This is a genomic window from Streptomyces sp. NPDC060002, from assembly GCF_042737245.1.
GTDB lineage: Bacteria > Actinomycetota > Actinomycetes > Streptomycetales > Streptomycetaceae > Streptomyces.
Genome location: NZ_JBHWUW010000009.1, coordinates 105,860 through 121,831, shown reverse-complemented (window position 1 = coordinate 121,831; position 15,972 = coordinate 105,860). Strand labels below are relative to the sequence as shown.

Here is a 15,972-nt window from a genome sequence, read left to right as displayed (position 1 = left end):
ACACTGGGGCACCCCCGCTCGTTGTCATTACGTGAGCACGACACAGACACCACCTGTTCTCGCCGCAGAGCTGGCAGAGGCGTGGGCCGACATTCAGCGGTACCACCCCGAGCTGCCGGATCTTGCCGCGCCAGAGTCCCTGATCGGGGAGTCGTCGTCCGCCTGCGGTCACGAGCTCTCCTTCGAGCGACTGCTTCACGAGGCAGTCCATGGCATCGCCGCCGCCCGCGGCGTCCGCGACACCTCCCGCGCCGGCCGCTACCACAACCGCAGATTCCTCGCGATCGCCGAGGAACTGGGGCTGGACCACCCCGAGGAACCCCACCCCAGCAGCGGTTTCTCCCTGGTCACGCTCAACCCCGAGGCCAAGCGGCGCTACCGCCCGACGATCGAGCGCCTCCAGCGGGCCCTCAAGGCCCATCTGGCGGCCACCTCCGCCGACACCACCCGTACCTTCCGCGGTCCGGCGGCCCGGCACGGCTCCTCGGGCGGCGGCGTCCGGGTCAAGGCCGTGTGCGACTGCGGCCGCAATGTGCGGGTCGTACCGTCGGTCCTGGCCCAGGCGCCGATCGTGTGCGGGGGCTGCGGCAAGCCGTTCCGGATCCCGGAGATCGCGGGCGCGGCCTAGGCGCGTGCCGTCATGCACCGGCATCTCGTGGCTGCCGGTTCAGCGTGGTGCGGGGGCCGTCGAAGGCGGTGCCCCGCAAGCGCCGGGCGTGGCTGCCGCATGCCCTGCGACCACCCGCGGCCGGAAGGGGCCCGCGTGGTGTGGCACAATGGCTAGCTGTACTCGACAGCCGCACAGGACCCCTCTCTCCTCCGGCTGACGCGTCCATCGGGCACTCGGGTACCGCAACCCCACGCGGCAATCTGCCGTGCCCAACCACGTCAAGACCAGGAGACACCACTTCCGTGGCAGTCAAGATCAAGCTGAAGCGTCTGGGCAAGATCCGCGCGCCTCACTACCGCATCGTCGTCGCCGACTCCCGCACCCGTCGTGACGGTCGTGCGATCGAGGAGATCGGCAAGTACCAGCCGACGTACCACCCGTCGATCATCGAGGTCGACGGCGACCGCGTGGCGTACTGGCTGGGTGTCGGCGCGCAGCCGACCGAGCCCGTGCTCGCCATTCTGAAGAAGACCGGCGACTGGCAGAAGTTCAAGGGCGAGCCCGCCCCGGCGCCGCTGCTCGTCGCCGAGCCGAAGAAGGCTCGCCCCGTGTTCGAGGCCCTCGGTGGCGACGACTCGGGCAAGGGTGAGGCCATCACCCAGAAGAAGAAGGCTGAGAAGAAGGACGAGGCTGCCGCCGAGTCCACGTCGACCGAGGCCTGAGCAGCATGCTCGAAGAGGCGCTTGAGCACCTCGTGAAGGGCATCGTCGACAACCCCGACGATGTGCAGGTCGCCTCGCGTGACCTGCGCCGTGGGCGTGTGCTCGAGGTCCGGGTCCACCCGGACGACCTCGGCAAGGTGATCGGCCGCAACGGTCGCACCGCACGCGCTCTGCGCACCGTCGTGGGCGCCATCGGCGGCCGTGGCGTCCGTGTCGACCTCGTCGACGTGGATCACGTCCGCTGACGCGTTTCGCAGCACCGGCTCGGGCCGGGGAGGGCCACTGGGCCGTCCCCGGCCCGTAGTCGTTACGGCACTCGTGATGACAGGTACGACAGGAGATCTTCAGAAGTGCAGCTCGTAGTCGCGCGGATCGGCCGCGCCCACGGCATCAAGGGCGAGGTCACCGTCGAGGTACGCACCGACGAGCCCGAGCAGCGGCTCGCGCCCGGCGCCGTCCTGTCCACGGACCCGGCCTCGACCGGACCGTTGACCATCGAGACGGGCCGCGTCCACAGCGGTCGTCTCCTCCTGCGTTTCGAGGGGGTGCGGGACCGCACCGCCGCCGAGGCCCTGCGCAACACCCTCCTGATCGCCGAGGTCGATCCCGAGGAGCTGCCGGAGGAGGACGACGAGTACTACGACCACCAGCTGATGGACCTGGACGTGGTCACCAAGGACGGCGCCGAGGTCGGCCGGATCACCGAGATCTCACATCTGCCCTCCCAGGACCTCTTCATCGTCGAGCGGCCCGACGGCAGCGAGGTGATGATCCCCTTCGTCGGGTCGATCGTCACCGAGATCGACCTCGAGGAGCAGCGGGCCGTCATCGACCCGCCGCCCGGACTGATCGACGACCGCGCCGAGATCGCGTCCTCGCGCGACGCGGCCGAGGCCGAGGACGCGGCGGACGGGGACGAGGGCGCGGCGGACGGGGACGAGGGCGCGGCGGACGGGGACGAGGGCGCGGCGGACGGGGACGAGGGCGCGGACGGGGACACGGCGGACGGGGACCGGCCGTAATGCGCCTCGACGTTCTCACGATCTTCCCCGAGTACCTCGACCCGCTGAACGTCTCCCTGGTCGGCAAGGCACGCGCGCGTGGCCGGCTGGACGTACAGGTGCACGACCTGCGGGAGTGGACGTACGACCGGCACAACACGGTCGACGACACCCCCTACGGTGGCGGACCCGGCATGGTCATGAAGACCGACCCCTGGGGCGACGCCCTCGACACCGTCCTGGCCGACGGCTACGAGCGGGGCTCGCACGCGCCCGCGATCGTCGTCCCGACCCCCAGCGGCCGGCCCTTCACCCAGGAGCTGGCGGTCGAGCTCTCCGAGCGCCCCTGGCTGATCTTCACCCCGGCCCGCTACGAGGGCATCGACCGGCGGGTCATCGACGAGTACGCCACCCGCATCCCCGTCTACGAGGTCTCCATCGGCGACTACGTCCTGGCCGGCGGGGAAGCCGCCGTCCTGGTCGTCACCGAGGCCGTGGCGCGCCTCCTGCCCGGCGTGCTCGGCAACGCCGAGTCCCACCGCGACGACTCCTTCGCCCCCGGCGCCATGGCCAGCCTCCTGGAGGGCCCCGTCTACACCAAGCCGCCCGCCTGGCGGGGCCGGGAGATCCCCGAGGTGCTGCTCAGCGGTCACCACGGCAGGATCGCGCGCTGGCGCCGCGACGAGGCCCTGCGGCGCACGACGGCCAACCGGCCCGACCTGATCGAGCGCTGCGAGCCCGGAACCTTCGACAAGAAAGACCGCGAGATGCTCTCCATCCTGGGCTGGACGCCCGACCCGGAGGGTGCGCCGTACGGTCGATTTTGGCGCAGGACCGACGGCGTGGAACAATAGGTCGCTGTTGTGCGCCGTCCGGTGTGCGCCCCTGCCGCAGGGGGACACGACGCCCGCCTCGACGGGCACACGGCACTCAATCTTCGAACATCTAGTTCCGTTGATGACCTGTGGCATCAGCGAAGAAAGCAGACGAAATGTCTCACCTGCTCGACTCAGTCGACGCCGCGTCGCTGCGCAGCGACGTCCCGGCCTTCCGCCCGGGTGACACCGTCAACGTCCACGTCCGCGTCATCGAGGGCAACCGCTCCCGTGTGCAGCAGTTCAAGGGCGTAGTCATCCGCCGCCAGGGCGCCGGTGTCCGCGAGACCTTCACGGTCCGCAAGGTCTCCTTCTCCGTCGGCGTCGAGCGCACCTTCCCGGTGCACACTCCGATCGTCGAGAAGATCGAGCTCGTCACCCGCGGTGACGTGCGTCGCGCCAAGCTCTACTACCTGCGCGAGCTGCGCGGCAAGGCCGCGAAGATCAAGGAGAAGCGCGACAACTGAGCGCCCTGAGGGGTTCATAGAGCGGCCGGATAGCATCTGGCCCCGATGGACACCGAAGCTCAGCCGACGACGGAGCGCGACCGCTCCTCCCACCCTTCCGTTCCCGCGGACGTCTCCCAGGAGACGACCCGGGAGACGGAGGGACCGGAGGGACGGTCGCGTTTCGCGTTGGTGGCGCGGATCACGGGGTGGCTCCCGGGCGGCCGGATCAGTCTGACCCTGCTGATCTGCCTGCTGTTTTTGCTGGTCCTCAACGCTTTCGTGGCGCAACCATTCCAGATTCCCAGCGGATCCATGGAAAACGGATTGAGGATCGGTGACCGCGTTCTCGTAAATAAGTTGGCGTACCGTTTCGGTGCCGAGCCGCGGCGCGGCGATGTCGTGGTGTTCGACGGCACCGGGTACTTCGGGAACTTCGACTACATCAAGCGCGTCGTGGGTGTAGGGGGAGATCACGTGGTCTGCTGCGACAAGGAGGGGAGGACCAAGGTGAACGGCCGGTCGGTCGACGAGTCGACGTTCCTGTATCCCGGCGACCGTGCGTCCACGGTGGACTTCGACGTGGTCGTGCCCGACGGCACCCTGTTCGTCCTCGGTGACCACCGCAGTCACTCCCGCGACTCCCGGGACCACCTCGGCTCACCGGGCGGCGGCATGATCCCCGTCGACCGGGTGATCGGCCGCGCCGACTGGATCCTCTGGCCCTACGCGCACCTCACCCGCCTGTCCCGCCCGAGCGCCTACGCGCGCGTGCCGGGCTCGGAGAGCGCCCATGGGTAACCGCGGCAGGCCGCGCTCGATCCCGACCAGCGCCGCGGACAACCTGCTGCCCACCGGCGCCCGGCGCACCTCCAGCTCGGGCAGCGGCCGCACGCGCGCGGAGCGGCGCAAGCTCCAGCGCAAGGTCAAGCGCAAGCGCAGGCGCTCGGCCGTCCGGGAGATACCGCTGCTGGTCGGTGTCGCCGTTCTGATAGCCCTGGTCCTGAAGACCTTCCTCGTGCAGGCCTTCGTGATCCCGTCCGGCTCCATGGAGCAGACGATCCGGATCGGCGACCGTGTCCTGGTCGACAAGTTCACCCCGTGGTTCGGCTCCAAGCCCGAGCGTGGGGACGTCGTCGTCTTCAAGGACCCCGGCGGCTGGCTCAACGACGAGCAGACCACCACCAAGAAGGAGGACCCGGTCGTCGTCAAGCAGATCAAGGAAGGGCTCACCTTCATCGGTCTGCTGCCGTCCGACAACGAGAAGGACCTCATCAAGCGGGTCGTCGGGGTGGGCGGCGACCGCGTCGTGTGCTGTGACACGCAGGGGCGGGTCACCGTCAACGGCGTACCCCTGGAGGAGGGGGCGTATCTGTATCCCGGCAACGACCCCTCCAGCACGTCGTTCGACATCACCGTCCCCCAGGGGCGGCTGTGGGTGATGGGCGACCACCGGGCCAACTCCGCCGACTCCCGGGCCCATCAGAACACCGACTACGGCGGCACCGTCTCGGAGGAGGTGGTGGGGCGGGCCATGGTCATCGCCTGGCCGCTGGGGCACTGGGTCCGCCTCAAGGAACCGCAAACTTTCGCGGCCGTCGCCGGCTCGGCCGCCACGGCGACCGCGTCCGCCCAGCTGTCGCATAGGGTTGCTCCCGTCGATCCGAACGGATCGATTGGACAACTCCCGAGCCCTGCGGAACTCCCGCTCGTTATGGGAGTGGTGGTCCTGCGTCGTACGTGGGGCAGGCAGTGGCACAGAGTGAGGAGTTGGCGTGGGGGATGTGGCGGTTGGCGCACGGTCAGGGCACGACGGCGAGGAGCACCGCGGTCATCCCGTGGAAGCCGCCGACCCGGCTTCCGGCAGCGCCGTGACCTCCGGGAGTGACCCGGCGGCGGGCGGCGACGGCCCGCCGGTGGACGAGCCGCCGCGGACCGGTGGGGAGGGGTCGGGCAGCCCGGCCCCGAAGCCGAAGAAGCCCCGCTCCTTCTGGAAGGAGCTGCCGATCCTGATCGGTATCGCGCTCGTTCTCGCGCTGCTGATCAAGACGTTCCTGGTGCAGGCGTTCTCCATCCCGTCCGCCTCGATGGAGAACACCCTCAAGGAGGGTGACCGGGTCCTCGTCGACAAGCTGACCCCGTGGTTCGGTTCCGAGCCGGAGCGCGGCGAGGTCGTCGTCTTCCACGACCCCGACAACTGGCTGGCGGGTGAGGCCACTGCGGATCCGAACGCCTTCCAGACCGTCCTCAGCTGGATCGGCCTGATGCCGTCCGCCGAGGAGAAGGACCTGATCAAGCGGGTCGTCGGCGTCGGCGGCGACACCATCTCGTGCAAGGGTACGGGCCCGCTCACGGTCAACGGCAAGGCGCTGAACGAGCCGTACGTGTACCCCGGCAACACCCCGTGCAGCCAGGACGACCAGGGCGGTCAGTTCACCGTGAAGGTGCCCAAGGGCTTCATCTGGGTCATGGGCGACCACCGTCAGAACTCGCGCGACTCGCGCTACAACCAGTCGGACAAGAACCACGGCATGGTGCCCGTCGACCAGGTCGTCGGCCGCGCCGTCGTCAAGGCCTGGCCGATCACCCGCTGGGGCACGCTGCCGGTGCCGGACACCTTCGACCAGGACGGTCTGAACACCCAGTCCGCGGCGTCCGCGGCGCTGACGGTCGCCCCGCAGGGGCTCGCGTTCGTCGGCGTCGTCCCGGTGGTCCTGTGGCGTCGTCGGCGCACGGAGGACTCCGCGGCCCGCTGACCTTCCGGCTTCCGCACCGGCTGCCACTCGGCAAACCCTTTCCCAAGCTTGTGACCAAGGCTCGGGAAGACCGGCGAAGAAGGGCTGACCCGGTTCGGTACCGCCGGGTAGGGTGCGGATCCATGGGTGGCGAGAGCACTACGCGTACGGCCCCGCACAGTGGCGGTGGCACCAGCAGTGGCCCGGTGGGCAGCCGGACCGGACAGCGTCTGTCCGGACTGGCCGTCGCACTGGGCCTCGTGCTGTTCCTCGGCGGATTCGGCTGGGGAGCCCTGATCTACCGGCCGTACACCGTGCCCACCAGCTCCATGAGCCCGACGATCGCCGCCGGCAACCGGGTGCTGGCCCAGCGCGTCGACGGCGACGAGGTGCGCCGCGGGGACGTCGTCGTCTTCACCGACAAGACCTGGGCGAGCAACGCGCCCGTGGTCAAGCGGGTCGTCGCGGTCGGCGGTGACACGGTCTCCTGCTGCACCGACGGCAAGCTGACCGTCAACGGCAAGCAGATCGAGGAACCGTATCTGCCCGCGGGCAGCCTCGCCGAGAACAAGAACATCCCGACCGTGAAGGTCCCGGACGGCCGGCTGTTCCTGCTCGGTGACGAGCGGGAGGGCTCCCTGGACTCCACCGCTCACCTCACGGACGCCGCCCAGGGCACGGTCGCGCGCAGCGCCGTCACGGCCCGTGTCGACGCCGTCGTCTGGCCCATGAAGGGCATGCTGGAGCGCCCCACGGGCTTCACGACGCTCGGCGCCCTCTCCCAGCCGGGCCCGCTGGGCACGATCGGCTGGCTGATCGTCGCCGGTGGCGTGCTGGTCCTCGGTGGCGCGGCCTACGGCCCGATCGCCAAGCGGACGTCCGGCCGCCGTGCCCGGCCGGAGGCGGCCGGTGCCCGCTGACCCCACGGACGAGCCGGCCGGCGCGGGCGTCGACTCCTACGAGGGCGGGCTGCGCAAGGTCGCCCGGGTCGTCCTCCTCGACCCGCAGGACCGCATCCTCCTGCTGCACGGCCATGAACCGGACGACCCCGCCGACAACTGGTGGTTCACCCCCGGTGGCGGGGTGGAGGGCGACGAGACCCGTGAGGAGGCGGCTCTGCGGGAACTCGTCGAGGAGACCGGCATCGCCGAGGTCGAGCTCGGCCCGGTGCTGTGGCGGCGGATGTGTTCCTTCCCGTTCGCGGGCCGCCGCTGGGACCAGGACGAGTGGTACTACCTGGCCCGTACGACGGTGACGGCGACCCGTGCCACGGCCCTGACCGAACTGGAACGGCGCAGTGTCGCCGGAGCGCGCTGGTGGACGTGTCAGGAACTGACCCGGGCACATGAGACGGTGTATCCGACCAGACTCGCCGAGCTGCTGCGCAGGCTGCTCGACGAAGGTCCTCCGGCCGGACCCGTAACCCTGGACACGGAAATCGTCTAGGGGCGCGCGGGACTGGCGCACAATGGGGAGATCGCACGGCTGAAGGGGAACATGCCATGAGCGCCGAGGACCTCGAGAAGTACGAGACCGAGATGGAGCTGAAGCTCTACCGGGAGTACCGCGATGTCGTCGGTCTGTTCAAATACGTGATCGAGACCGAGCGGCGTTTCTACCTCACCAACGACTACGAGATGCAGGTGCACTCGGTCCAGGGTGAGGTGTTCTTCGAGGTGTCGATGGCGGACGCCTGGGTGTGGGACATGTACCGGCCGGCCCGGTTCGTGAAGCAGGTGCGGGTGCTCACGTTCAAGGACGTGAACATCGAGGAGCTCAACAAGAGCGATCTGGAGCTTCCGGGGAGCTGATCCCCCTCGTGGAGCGCCCGTGCGGGTGACGGGGTTGTCCACAGCCGCCGGGTTTTCCACCAAGATCCTTTCCGTGGTGGCGGATGCGTGAGCGTGGGTGCCGGAGGTGGTGCCCACATGAACACGAACACGGATCTGGCCCGAGGCGCACTCGGCAGGTACGGCGAGGAACTGGCCGCACGGCGGCTGGTCGAGGCCGGGATGACGGTCCTGGAGCGCAACTGGCGCTGCGGCAGGACCGGTGAGATCGACATCGTCGCGAGGGACGGCGACGTCCTGGTCGTCTGCGAGGTGAAGACCCGCAGCGGCGGCGGATTCCAGCACCCGATGGCGTCGGTGACGCCCGATAAGGCCGAGCGCCTGCGCGGCCTGGCCGAGCGGTGGATCCAGGCGCACGGAGGAGCCCCGCCGGGCGGCGTCCGCATCGATCTGATCGGTGTCGTCCTGCCCCGCCGCGGGGCCGCCGTCGTCGAGCACGCGCGGGGGGTGGCCTGAGATGGGCTTCGCGCGTACGTGCTCGGTGGCGCTGGTGGGCGTCGAAGGGGTCGTCGTCGAGGTGCAGGCCGACCTCGAACCGGGGGTGGCGGCGTTCACGCTGGTAGGGCTGCCGGACAAGAGCCTGACCGAGAGCCGGGACCGGGTACGGGCGGCGGTGGTGAACTCGGGCGGCGAATGGCCACAGAAGAAGCTCACCGTCGGACTCAGTCCCGCATCGGTTCCCAAGGGCGGGAGCGGCTTCGACCTGGCCATCGCCAGCGCCGTGCTCGGCGCGGCCGAACGGATCGACCCGCGGGTGCTCGCCGACATCGTCATGATCGGAGAGCTCGGCCTGGACGGACGGGTGCGCCCGGTGCGGGGCATCCTGCCCGCGGTACTGGCCGCGGCCGAGGCCGGATACGAGCAGGTGGTCGTGCCCGAGTGCGCCGCCGCCGAGGCCGCACTGGTCCCCGGGGTGTCCGTGCTCGGGGTGCGCAGCCTGCGGCAGCTGATCGCCGTCCTCGCCGACGAGCCGGTCCCCGAGGAGGATCCGGACGAGGTGGGCCGCCCGGATCCGCTCCTGGCCGGTCTGCGCATGCCCGGCACGGGGGCGGCCACCGGGATGCACAGCATGGGCGCCGCCCACCAGGACCAGGAGCACGACCTCGCGGACGTGGTCGGTCAGAGCTCGGCACGGACCGCGGTGGAGGTGGCCGCGGCCGGCGGACACCATCTCTTCCTGGAAGGGCCGCCCGGGACCGGCAAGACCATGCTCGCGGAGCGCCTGCCCGCCGTACTGCCCCGGCTGAGCCGGCAGGAGTCGCTGGAGGTCACCGCGGTCCACTCGGTGGCCGGGCTGCTCCCGCCGGGCAAGCCCCTCATCGACGTGGCCCCGTACTGCGCCCCGCACCACTCGGCCACGATGCAGTCGCTGGTCGGGGGCGGGGCCGGGTTCGCCCGCCCCGGCGCCGTCTCGCTGGCCCATCGGGGAGTGCTCTTCCTCGACGAGTTGACAACATCATGACGTATCCCACATAATACGGACATAAGGGATACGAACAAACGTGCGAAACGAACTGAAGGGACAACCGGCCGGAATCTACCTCCGCATCAGCGACGACAAAGAAGGTCGTGAGCTTGGTGTCGCTCGTCAGGAGGAAGATAACCGCCGTCTCGCTGACAGGCTGGGCGTGAACGTTGTCGAGGTCTACAAGGACAACGACATCTCCGCCAGTACCCGCACGAAGAAGAAGCGTCCCGACTACCGCCGGATGCTGCGTGACGCCGAGATGGGCCGCATCAAGGTCATCATCGCCTACACGAGTGCGCGCATCACTCGACGTCCGCGCGAGAACGAAGACCTGATCGACCTCGGTGAACAACACGGAACCGTCTTCCAGTACGTCGCATCACCAGCGTTCGACCTGAACACCGCCAACGGCCGGATGGTCGCCCGCATCCTCGCTGCCAGTGACGCAGGCCAGGCGGAGACGACCGCAGAACTGATCACCCGAAAGAAGCTGGAGCGCGCGCAAGACGGCAAGTTCCATGGTGGCGGTCGCCCGTACGGCTACGAGAAGGACGGCAAGACACCACGCCTCTGTGAGATCAAGTGCGTCATCGAAGCGGTACGCCGTCTCGGAGCCGGAGAGAGCCAAGCCTCGGTGATCCGCAGCTTCAACGATCGGGCTACGAAGACGGCCGATGGCTACCTGTGGAACGTCGGCAACTTCAAGCGGATGGTCACGAAGAAGCGGTATGTCATCTTCGACGACAGCGACCCGGAGCGCCGAGGCACCCGAGAACACAGCTCCGGCACCTACCGCGCAGAGTGGGAGGGTTTCGTCACCCGCGCAGAGCACGCGCTGATGATGGCCCATCTCGACAAAGCAGCCCAGCCGTGGGCTCACGGCCTCTCTAACGGTCGCCGGTACCTGCTGAGTGGTTGGTTGCAGTGCGGCGGCCACCACGCCTCTGGAGAGCCGTGTACGGCTTCGATGATCGGGCAAGCCAGGAAGCGCGAGAACGGCACCCACCAACGGCGGTACCGCTGCAAGGGTCGAGACAACTTCGCCCGCATCGTGGGGTGCGGCAAGGTGTTCCGCGACGCGACAGCGTTGGACGAGTTCGTCACGGAAGCGGTACTCACCCGCTTTGACTCGCCGAACATCGCACGGGCGCTCACTCCGAAGGAAGACGCCGACAAGGTGGACGAGCTGGTCAAAGAACTGGCCGGCTTCAACCTACGACGCCAGCAGCTCGCCGCTGAACACGCCCTCAAGCCGTACGCGGACTACGACATCATGCGCGCCACGATCATGCAGGCGATCGGCAAGGTTGAGAAGGAGCTGAGCAAGCTGCATGTCGGCAGTGCGAAGTCACTTCTTCCCACCGATCAGCCGATGCGAGCGACGTGGGCCAAAGCGTCGATCGAGTGGCAGCGTGACATCCTAAAGATGGTGATCGAGCGCATCATTGTGCACCCAGGTAGTCCTGGTAGCCACACCTGGAATGGGCACCGCTTCGATCCGAGCCGGATCGAGATAGTCTGGCGGGTCTAACCGCTATCACCGAATAGAAAGAAGCCGCACCCTTATCGGGTGCGGCTTCTTTCTATTTCTACTCTTCCAGCTGCTGCGCCCGGATGAGCTGGGTGACTTGCCCGATGACGGCGGGGTCTTCGACTTTTAAAGGAACGCCGCTGTCTTCAGTCGACCTTTTTACCCACTCCATCAGCTCTGCGTTGTCGTTCATTGGTGAAATTCTCCGTCTATGCAACTAATTATACGCCAGCAGCCTTCACCAACCAAACTTCCCAAGCGCTCCGCCAGATCATTTTGGCTTAATAAGAGTACGGCCGAGGAACACCCCTCGACCGAGCACCGAAACACCGAGTGGAGCAGAAAGATGGCAATCGTCAGTCAGAAGGTCTCAGACCTCAGCGGTAAGCAGGGGACCGACAAGCAGTTCGCCGCAGTCGTCGTCCGGCACCACCCGGACATCGACCAGCCGAAAGCGCTGGACGTGCTTGCTTCCGAGCTGGGCGCGTTCAAGGACATCGGAAATGACCTGGTGATTCTCGAAATCACGACGCCCGACGGCAAGAAGCGCGACGCGTACGTTCCCCTGGAGGAGTTCAACAAGGCTGCAACCGACATGCCCCAAATTCTGAAGGACGCACGCGGCACCCGTGGCCGCGTCCCTGGGACCAAGGTCGGCAACGGTAACGGCAGCTAACCCCCTCAGCTCCGAATCTGCCAACGCTCCCGGCAGTACGGAAATCCCCCGTCCTGGTGATCCCAAAGGGTCATCGGGGCGGGGCTTATCAACTTCACCGTGAGATTCAAATCTGGAGTGAAACGACCGTCACTCCAGACACAGTCCCACGGTCGAGAAAGCAAGTGGTTACGTGATAACCGGCATCTTGTTCCCCTCCGACGAGGAGCAGCCCATCAAACGGGTTGAGGTCGACGCGGAGAACGTAGAACACATACAGAGCATCGTCGGCGGGTCATACGAGGCATTCAACTTCGATAGCCCTCCAGCCTCCATCTTCGCGAACGACGAAGCGATGCTTTGGTCCCTACCCCACAACCTGCGCGCCACCGTTCTACTGTGGCAGCACGCCAAAGGGCTCCGCGGACAGGCATATATCAGTGGGGATGCAATCCTCATGGGCATGCCCGACGGACGCGGAATCACCAAGTCGGTTCCTCAGCAGTTGATAACGCTGCTACTCGAAAGCGAGACGTACGGCGTTGAGTTCCTCCACCACCCCGACGGGCCTTGGTCGCGCAAGGCGGTGACGTTCAGCGGATGGTTGGAGGCATACAACTACGCCATCATCCACGAGGAAACGTTCGCCACCGTCAGGAGCGCCAGAGTCATCGGCGTATAGCAGTTTCAGTAAGCCGTGGGATTCCCCCTCCGAGGAGGGGGTTTCTCAATTTATAAGTTCACACGTTACGTGCTCATTCCTAAAAGCAAGTTGTTGTAAATTCTACGGCTTTGCAGAAATAGAGAAACCTGTCATAAATACTATCGGCTCTCAGTCAAACAGAGGCGATCAATGGGTGCGGCCATGCCGAATGCGGCAAGGCCCTCTTTTTTCGCTTCCGTTCATTTACAACTCGAATCAAGCAGACGAAAGATGGTGAAACACCTCATGCGTCCAAAACGACGCACAACACGGGCGACAGCCGTGTCCATCCTGATGGGCATGCTGATGTCGCTCGGCCTGGTGGCTATCTCTTCGGGGACGGCGCACGCCGACACAGTGCCGGTGTTGCAGTACCCCGCCGTGACCGTAGGCAACTACTACGGCGACATCGTCACCAGCCCCACGGGCGAAGTGACGGTCGGTTGCAGTACATCGGGCAGTGGCCAGGACTTGGTCACGTACAACTCGTCCGGTGCAGTTGTCCGTCAGATCTCGCGCACATCGCAGATCGACGGCTACGCGAACTGCATCCAGAACCCCGTCGTCGACAAGAACGGCGACATCTACGGGAAGCCGAACGGCGGCAGTACCGGCACCGGCCCCAACCTGCTCGCGTACCACGCCAACACCCTGAAGTGGAAGTACCCCGCCGCGTGCGGGACTACCCCGGTTCAGGTGGCGGTGGGTGCCGACGGCAACATCTATACGCTGGTGAAGGTCAGCGGTGTTGTCCATCTCATCGGGCTCTCGCCCGAAGCGGCGGCAGGACAGACGACACCGACCACGGTGCTCGATGTTACGGTCGCCAGCGGCATCTGCAACATGACCGTCTCGTCCTACAAGGACGGCGTCGTCTTGAGTGGAAACACTTCCACGACGGACGTCTACTCCTACGCGGGCGTCCTCGTGAGTCAGGTCGCAGGCAGCGCCCTTGACGACAAGGTGAACGCTAACGGCCGGCTGTTCAGGCCGACCTACACGCAAGGAACCATCCTCAGCGCCAGCGTCTCGGCGTATAACCCCGGCAGCGGCGTATCCGCGTGGACAACGCAGGTATCGACGTCCGGGGCGAACGTGAGTGGTGGCGTTGACCTGAAGCCTCTTCCGGGAGGCGGGGTCACAGCAGTCGTCTACGAGCAGAAGATGTCCGGTGGCGTTCCCGTCGTTCCGAGCGAGTACAACTTCACTCTGGTGACGCTGAACGCCAACGGTCAGAAGCTGTGGGCGAAGTCGCTCCTCAAGACCAACGCGCAAGGCGACTCCTACGGTGGCGCCAGCGCCATCACCGCTGACACCACGAATCACATCGTGGTCAGGCGGCAGTTGGCGCACATCGGCGGTAGCCCACTGGTTTCCAGGCCGCAGGTGACCATCTCTGTACTCGACGCTGCCACCGGCAACGAGACGTACAACGGGATGATCAGCGGACTCATGGACGCCGCGAACAAGACCGGCTACACGGTGGACTCTGCCGACATCAGGCAGCACACGACCAGCGTCGACACGGTGTTCATCACGTCTCAGTGCCTCGGCACTTGCGCGGACACCAACGTCAAGCTGTACCCCGTCAAGGTGACGGGGCTCGGCTTGAACTACCCGCAAGGGGCGGTTCTCGGCGTCCCTACCCTGAAGCCGTACGTGGCCATGGGCGACTCGTACTCGTCTGGCCAGGGTGCTGGTGTCTACGACACCAGCACGGTGACCAGTACGAACAAGTGCTACAAGAGCTACAACTCGTACGGTCGAATCCTCGGCCGGGACCTCACGAGTCCGCTGACGCTCACCAGCTTCGCGGCCTGCGGCGGTTCTGTCACCTCGGATATCAAGACCACAGGAACCTATTCCGGGGTCTCACCGCAGGACACCGCTCTGTCGAGCACGACTACCAAAGTGGTGACCATCTCGATCGGTGGGAACGACATCGGATTCGCAAACGTCATCACGACGTGCGCGGACCCGACCAAGGACTGTGACGGTGCGTTCAACGCCGCCACTAACCTGCTCGGCCCCATCTTCGACAACAAGTTGCAGACGGTGTATCTCGACATTCTCCAGAAGGCGCCCCTGGCGCAGGTGTACATCCTCGGCTACCCGCCGCTTCTGGCTCCTGGATCGTCGGGCTGCATGGTCGGCAACAACGGAAGTTCTGCACCAATCTACAGTGCAGCCCGCGTGCAAAAGGCGGTCACGCTGTCAGGCAACCTGAACACCAGCATCAAGACCAACGTGGACGTGATCCGCGCGCTCGGCGTGAACTACCAGCGTCTCCACTTCGTGGATGCGACGATCTCCGGGTCACCGTTCATCGGTCACGACGTGTGCTCCAGCGACCCCTACGTCAATGGGCTCACCCTTCTCCCGGGTGACACTGCGGAGAGCTTCCATCCCAATGCGAAGGGGCAGAAGGCATACGCCGATCTGCTGGCGGCGGCGATGACGCCGTAACAACGTACAACTGAACTGAAGAGCCAAGGCCCTCAGTCCTTCGAATCGCCCACAAGGCGAGACGGGACTGGGGGCTTCTTCATTTCCCTAAGCATGTAAATCATTTGGCAAATGAGCTATAATTCTTCATGAAATGACACAAAGAAATTCTAAAACATCACTACCCGGATCCTGGCGCGGGACTCTCGCATCCTGTTTGGTGATTATTTCTTTATTCGTTATACTCTTTGTCCACGCAAGCGTAGCGGCAAAATCCTATCTCGCAACCTCTCTAGTGGGAGGTGTTTACCTGCTTGCTCTCTGGGGGTATGTACTTCTCTTTACTGGAAGAAGTACTTCAGAGACCCTTATGCAGTTCATGATGTTTTTTAGCATCGCTGGCGCCGCAGCTTCCGTCTTCCTTCTGTGGTCAATCTTCACGTTCTCTATGTAAGATAAGTTTTCCAGAGGGCGAAGTTACTTGCAGAAAACCCGGCAAATGATAAACTGGACTTAATGAGTAAACAACAAAAAACTACATCGAATCTACGAAAACACGAACGCATTGCCCTTTCCGCGAGCGTGGCAGTCATAATCCTTTCATTTATCCTTATAGGAACACCGTACTTCACGCTTTCTTGGGCATTTCTGTTGGTCGTCATGGTCGACTTGATTATCCTTATGGGGAATGCTCAGACTGAAACTGTTAGGCGTGTAGTTTTATTTCTCAGCGTCACTGCTGCGTTTTTCGCGGCTTTGTTTGCTGCTAGCGCATATTTTCCATGGTTATTCCACTACACCTAAGAGAACGATTTTAAGTCACGCGGGTCACTGCAGATCCATCGCCTAGCGATGGATCTTTTGATTCCAGCCAACCCCATACCCCCACCTCCACTCAACCTCAGCTAACCTCAATATCGACCGGGCATAG

At 65.4% G+C, this 15,972-nt stretch carries 18 protein-coding genes and 1 pseudogene; 18 read left to right on the top strand and 1 reads right to left on the bottom strand.

Annotated features, from left to right (window positions below; translation table 11 throughout):
* The first annotated feature begins 31 nt into the window (after nt 1-31).
* The 15 genes and pseudogenes from ACFWBD_RS11620 to ACFWBD_RS11550 all read left to right on the top strand — a co-directional run bounded on the left by ACFWBD_RS11620 (nt 32) and on the right by ACFWBD_RS11550 (nt 11,238).
* Nucleotides 32-628, top strand: coding sequence for a hypothetical protein (locus tag ACFWBD_RS11620; protein ID WP_351763478.1), 597 nt, complete (start codon nt 32-34; stop codon nt 626-628).
* Nucleotides 629-912: 284 nt separating this feature from the next.
* Nucleotides 913-1,332, top strand: a complete 420-nt coding sequence (gene rpsP / locus ACFWBD_RS11615) for a 30S ribosomal protein S16 (RefSeq protein ID WP_351763476.1) — start codon at nt 913-915, stop codon at nt 1,330-1,332.
* Between the two features lie 5 nt (nt 1,333-1,337).
* Complete coding sequence (locus tag ACFWBD_RS11610; RefSeq protein ID WP_005479813.1) at nt 1,338-1,577, top strand: RNA-binding protein; 240 nt, start codon at nt 1,338-1,340, stop codon at nt 1,575-1,577.
* Between the two features lie 105 nt (nt 1,578-1,682).
* Nucleotides 1,683-2,354: a ribosome maturation factor RimM gene (gene rimM / locus ACFWBD_RS11605; protein WP_385665877.1), complete on the top strand. Its 672-nt coding sequence runs from the start codon at nt 1,683-1,685 to the stop codon at nt 2,352-2,354.
* The gene (gene trmD / locus ACFWBD_RS11600) at nt 2,354-3,187 is read left to right on the top strand and encodes a tRNA (guanosine(37)-N1)-methyltransferase TrmD (protein ID WP_385665875.1); all 834 of its coding nucleotides are present in this window, start codon (nt 2,354-2,356) and stop codon (nt 3,185-3,187) included. The genes rimM and trmD overlap by 1 nt, the downstream gene beginning before the upstream one ends.
* A gap of 137 nt (nt 3,188-3,324) precedes the next feature.
* Complete coding sequence (gene rplS / locus ACFWBD_RS11595; protein WP_020128707.1) at nt 3,325-3,675, top strand: 50S ribosomal protein L19; 351 nt, start codon at nt 3,325-3,327, stop codon at nt 3,673-3,675.
* A gap of 45 nt (nt 3,676-3,720) precedes the next feature.
* Nucleotides 3,721-4,455, top strand: coding sequence for a signal peptidase I (lepB, locus tag ACFWBD_RS11590; RefSeq protein WP_385665873.1), 735 nt, complete (start codon nt 3,721-3,723; stop codon nt 4,453-4,455).
* Complete coding sequence (gene lepB / locus ACFWBD_RS11585; RefSeq protein WP_385665871.1) at nt 4,448-5,542, top strand: signal peptidase I; 1,095 nt, start codon at nt 4,448-4,450, stop codon at nt 5,540-5,542. The genes lepB (ACFWBD_RS11590) and lepB (ACFWBD_RS11585) overlap by 8 nt, the downstream gene beginning before the upstream one ends.
* Nucleotides 5,430-6,410, top strand: a complete 981-nt coding sequence (lepB, locus tag ACFWBD_RS11580; protein ID WP_385665869.1) for a signal peptidase I — start codon at nt 5,430-5,432, stop codon at nt 6,408-6,410. The genes lepB (ACFWBD_RS11585) and lepB (ACFWBD_RS11580) overlap by 113 nt, the downstream gene beginning before the upstream one ends.
* A 122-nt stretch (nt 6,411-6,532) precedes the next feature.
* Entirely contained in the window at nt 6,533-7,309 is a 777-nt protein-coding gene (gene lepB / locus ACFWBD_RS11575) for a signal peptidase I (protein WP_385665867.1), read from the top strand.
* Nucleotides 7,299-7,835, top strand: a complete 537-nt coding sequence (locus tag ACFWBD_RS11570; RefSeq protein WP_385665866.1) for an NUDIX hydrolase — start codon at nt 7,299-7,301, stop codon at nt 7,833-7,835. Before lepB (ACFWBD_RS11575) ends, ACFWBD_RS11570 begins: the two co-directional genes overlap by 11 nt.
* Nucleotides 7,836-7,891: 56 nt before the next feature.
* Complete coding sequence (locus ACFWBD_RS11565; RefSeq protein WP_005311352.1) at nt 7,892-8,200, top strand: DUF2469 domain-containing protein; 309 nt, start codon at nt 7,892-7,894, stop codon at nt 8,198-8,200.
* A 117-nt stretch (nt 8,201-8,317) separates the two neighbouring features.
* Entirely contained in the window at nt 8,318-8,695 is a 378-nt protein-coding gene (locus tag ACFWBD_RS11560; protein ID WP_385665864.1) for a YraN family protein, read from the top strand.
* A gap of 1 nt (nt 8,696) precedes the next feature.
* Nucleotides 8,697-9,686, top strand: a pseudogene (locus ACFWBD_RS11555) (YifB family Mg chelatase-like AAA ATPase); the annotation flags it as partial.
* 55 nt (nt 9,687-9,741) lie between these two features.
* Nucleotides 9,742-11,238 carry a recombinase family protein gene (locus tag ACFWBD_RS11550; protein ID WP_385665862.1) on the top strand — a complete coding sequence of 499 codons (1,497 nt, stop codon included), beginning with the start codon at nt 9,742-9,744 and terminating at the stop codon, nt 11,236-11,238.
* Between the two features lie 58 nt (nt 11,239-11,296).
* Here the strand turns inward: ACFWBD_RS11550 and ACFWBD_RS11545 are convergent, their stop codons facing one another.
* Nucleotides 11,297-11,431 (bottom strand): hypothetical protein, encoded by a 135-nt coding sequence (locus ACFWBD_RS11545; RefSeq protein WP_385665860.1) that lies wholly within the window; start codon nt 11,429-11,431, stop codon nt 11,297-11,299.
* 153 nt (nt 11,432-11,584) lie between these two features.
* Between ACFWBD_RS11545 and ACFWBD_RS11540 the strand changes: the two genes are divergently transcribed.
* The 3 genes from ACFWBD_RS11540 (at nt 11,585) to ACFWBD_RS11530 (ending at nt 15,062) form a co-directional block, all read left to right on the top strand.
* Nucleotides 11,585-11,914: a hypothetical protein gene (locus ACFWBD_RS11540; protein WP_385665858.1), complete on the top strand. Its 330-nt coding sequence runs from the start codon at nt 11,585-11,587 to the stop codon at nt 11,912-11,914.
* Between the two features lie 172 nt (nt 11,915-12,086).
* Entirely contained in the window at nt 12,087-12,575 is a 489-nt protein-coding gene (locus ACFWBD_RS11535) for a DUF3846 domain-containing protein (protein ID WP_385665856.1), read from the top strand.
* Between the two features lie 303 nt (nt 12,576-12,878).
* Nucleotides 12,879-15,062, top strand: coding sequence for an SGNH/GDSL hydrolase family protein (locus ACFWBD_RS11530; protein WP_385665855.1), 2,184 nt, complete (start codon nt 12,879-12,881; stop codon nt 15,060-15,062).
* The last annotated feature ends 910 nt before the right edge of the window (nt 15,063-15,972 follow it).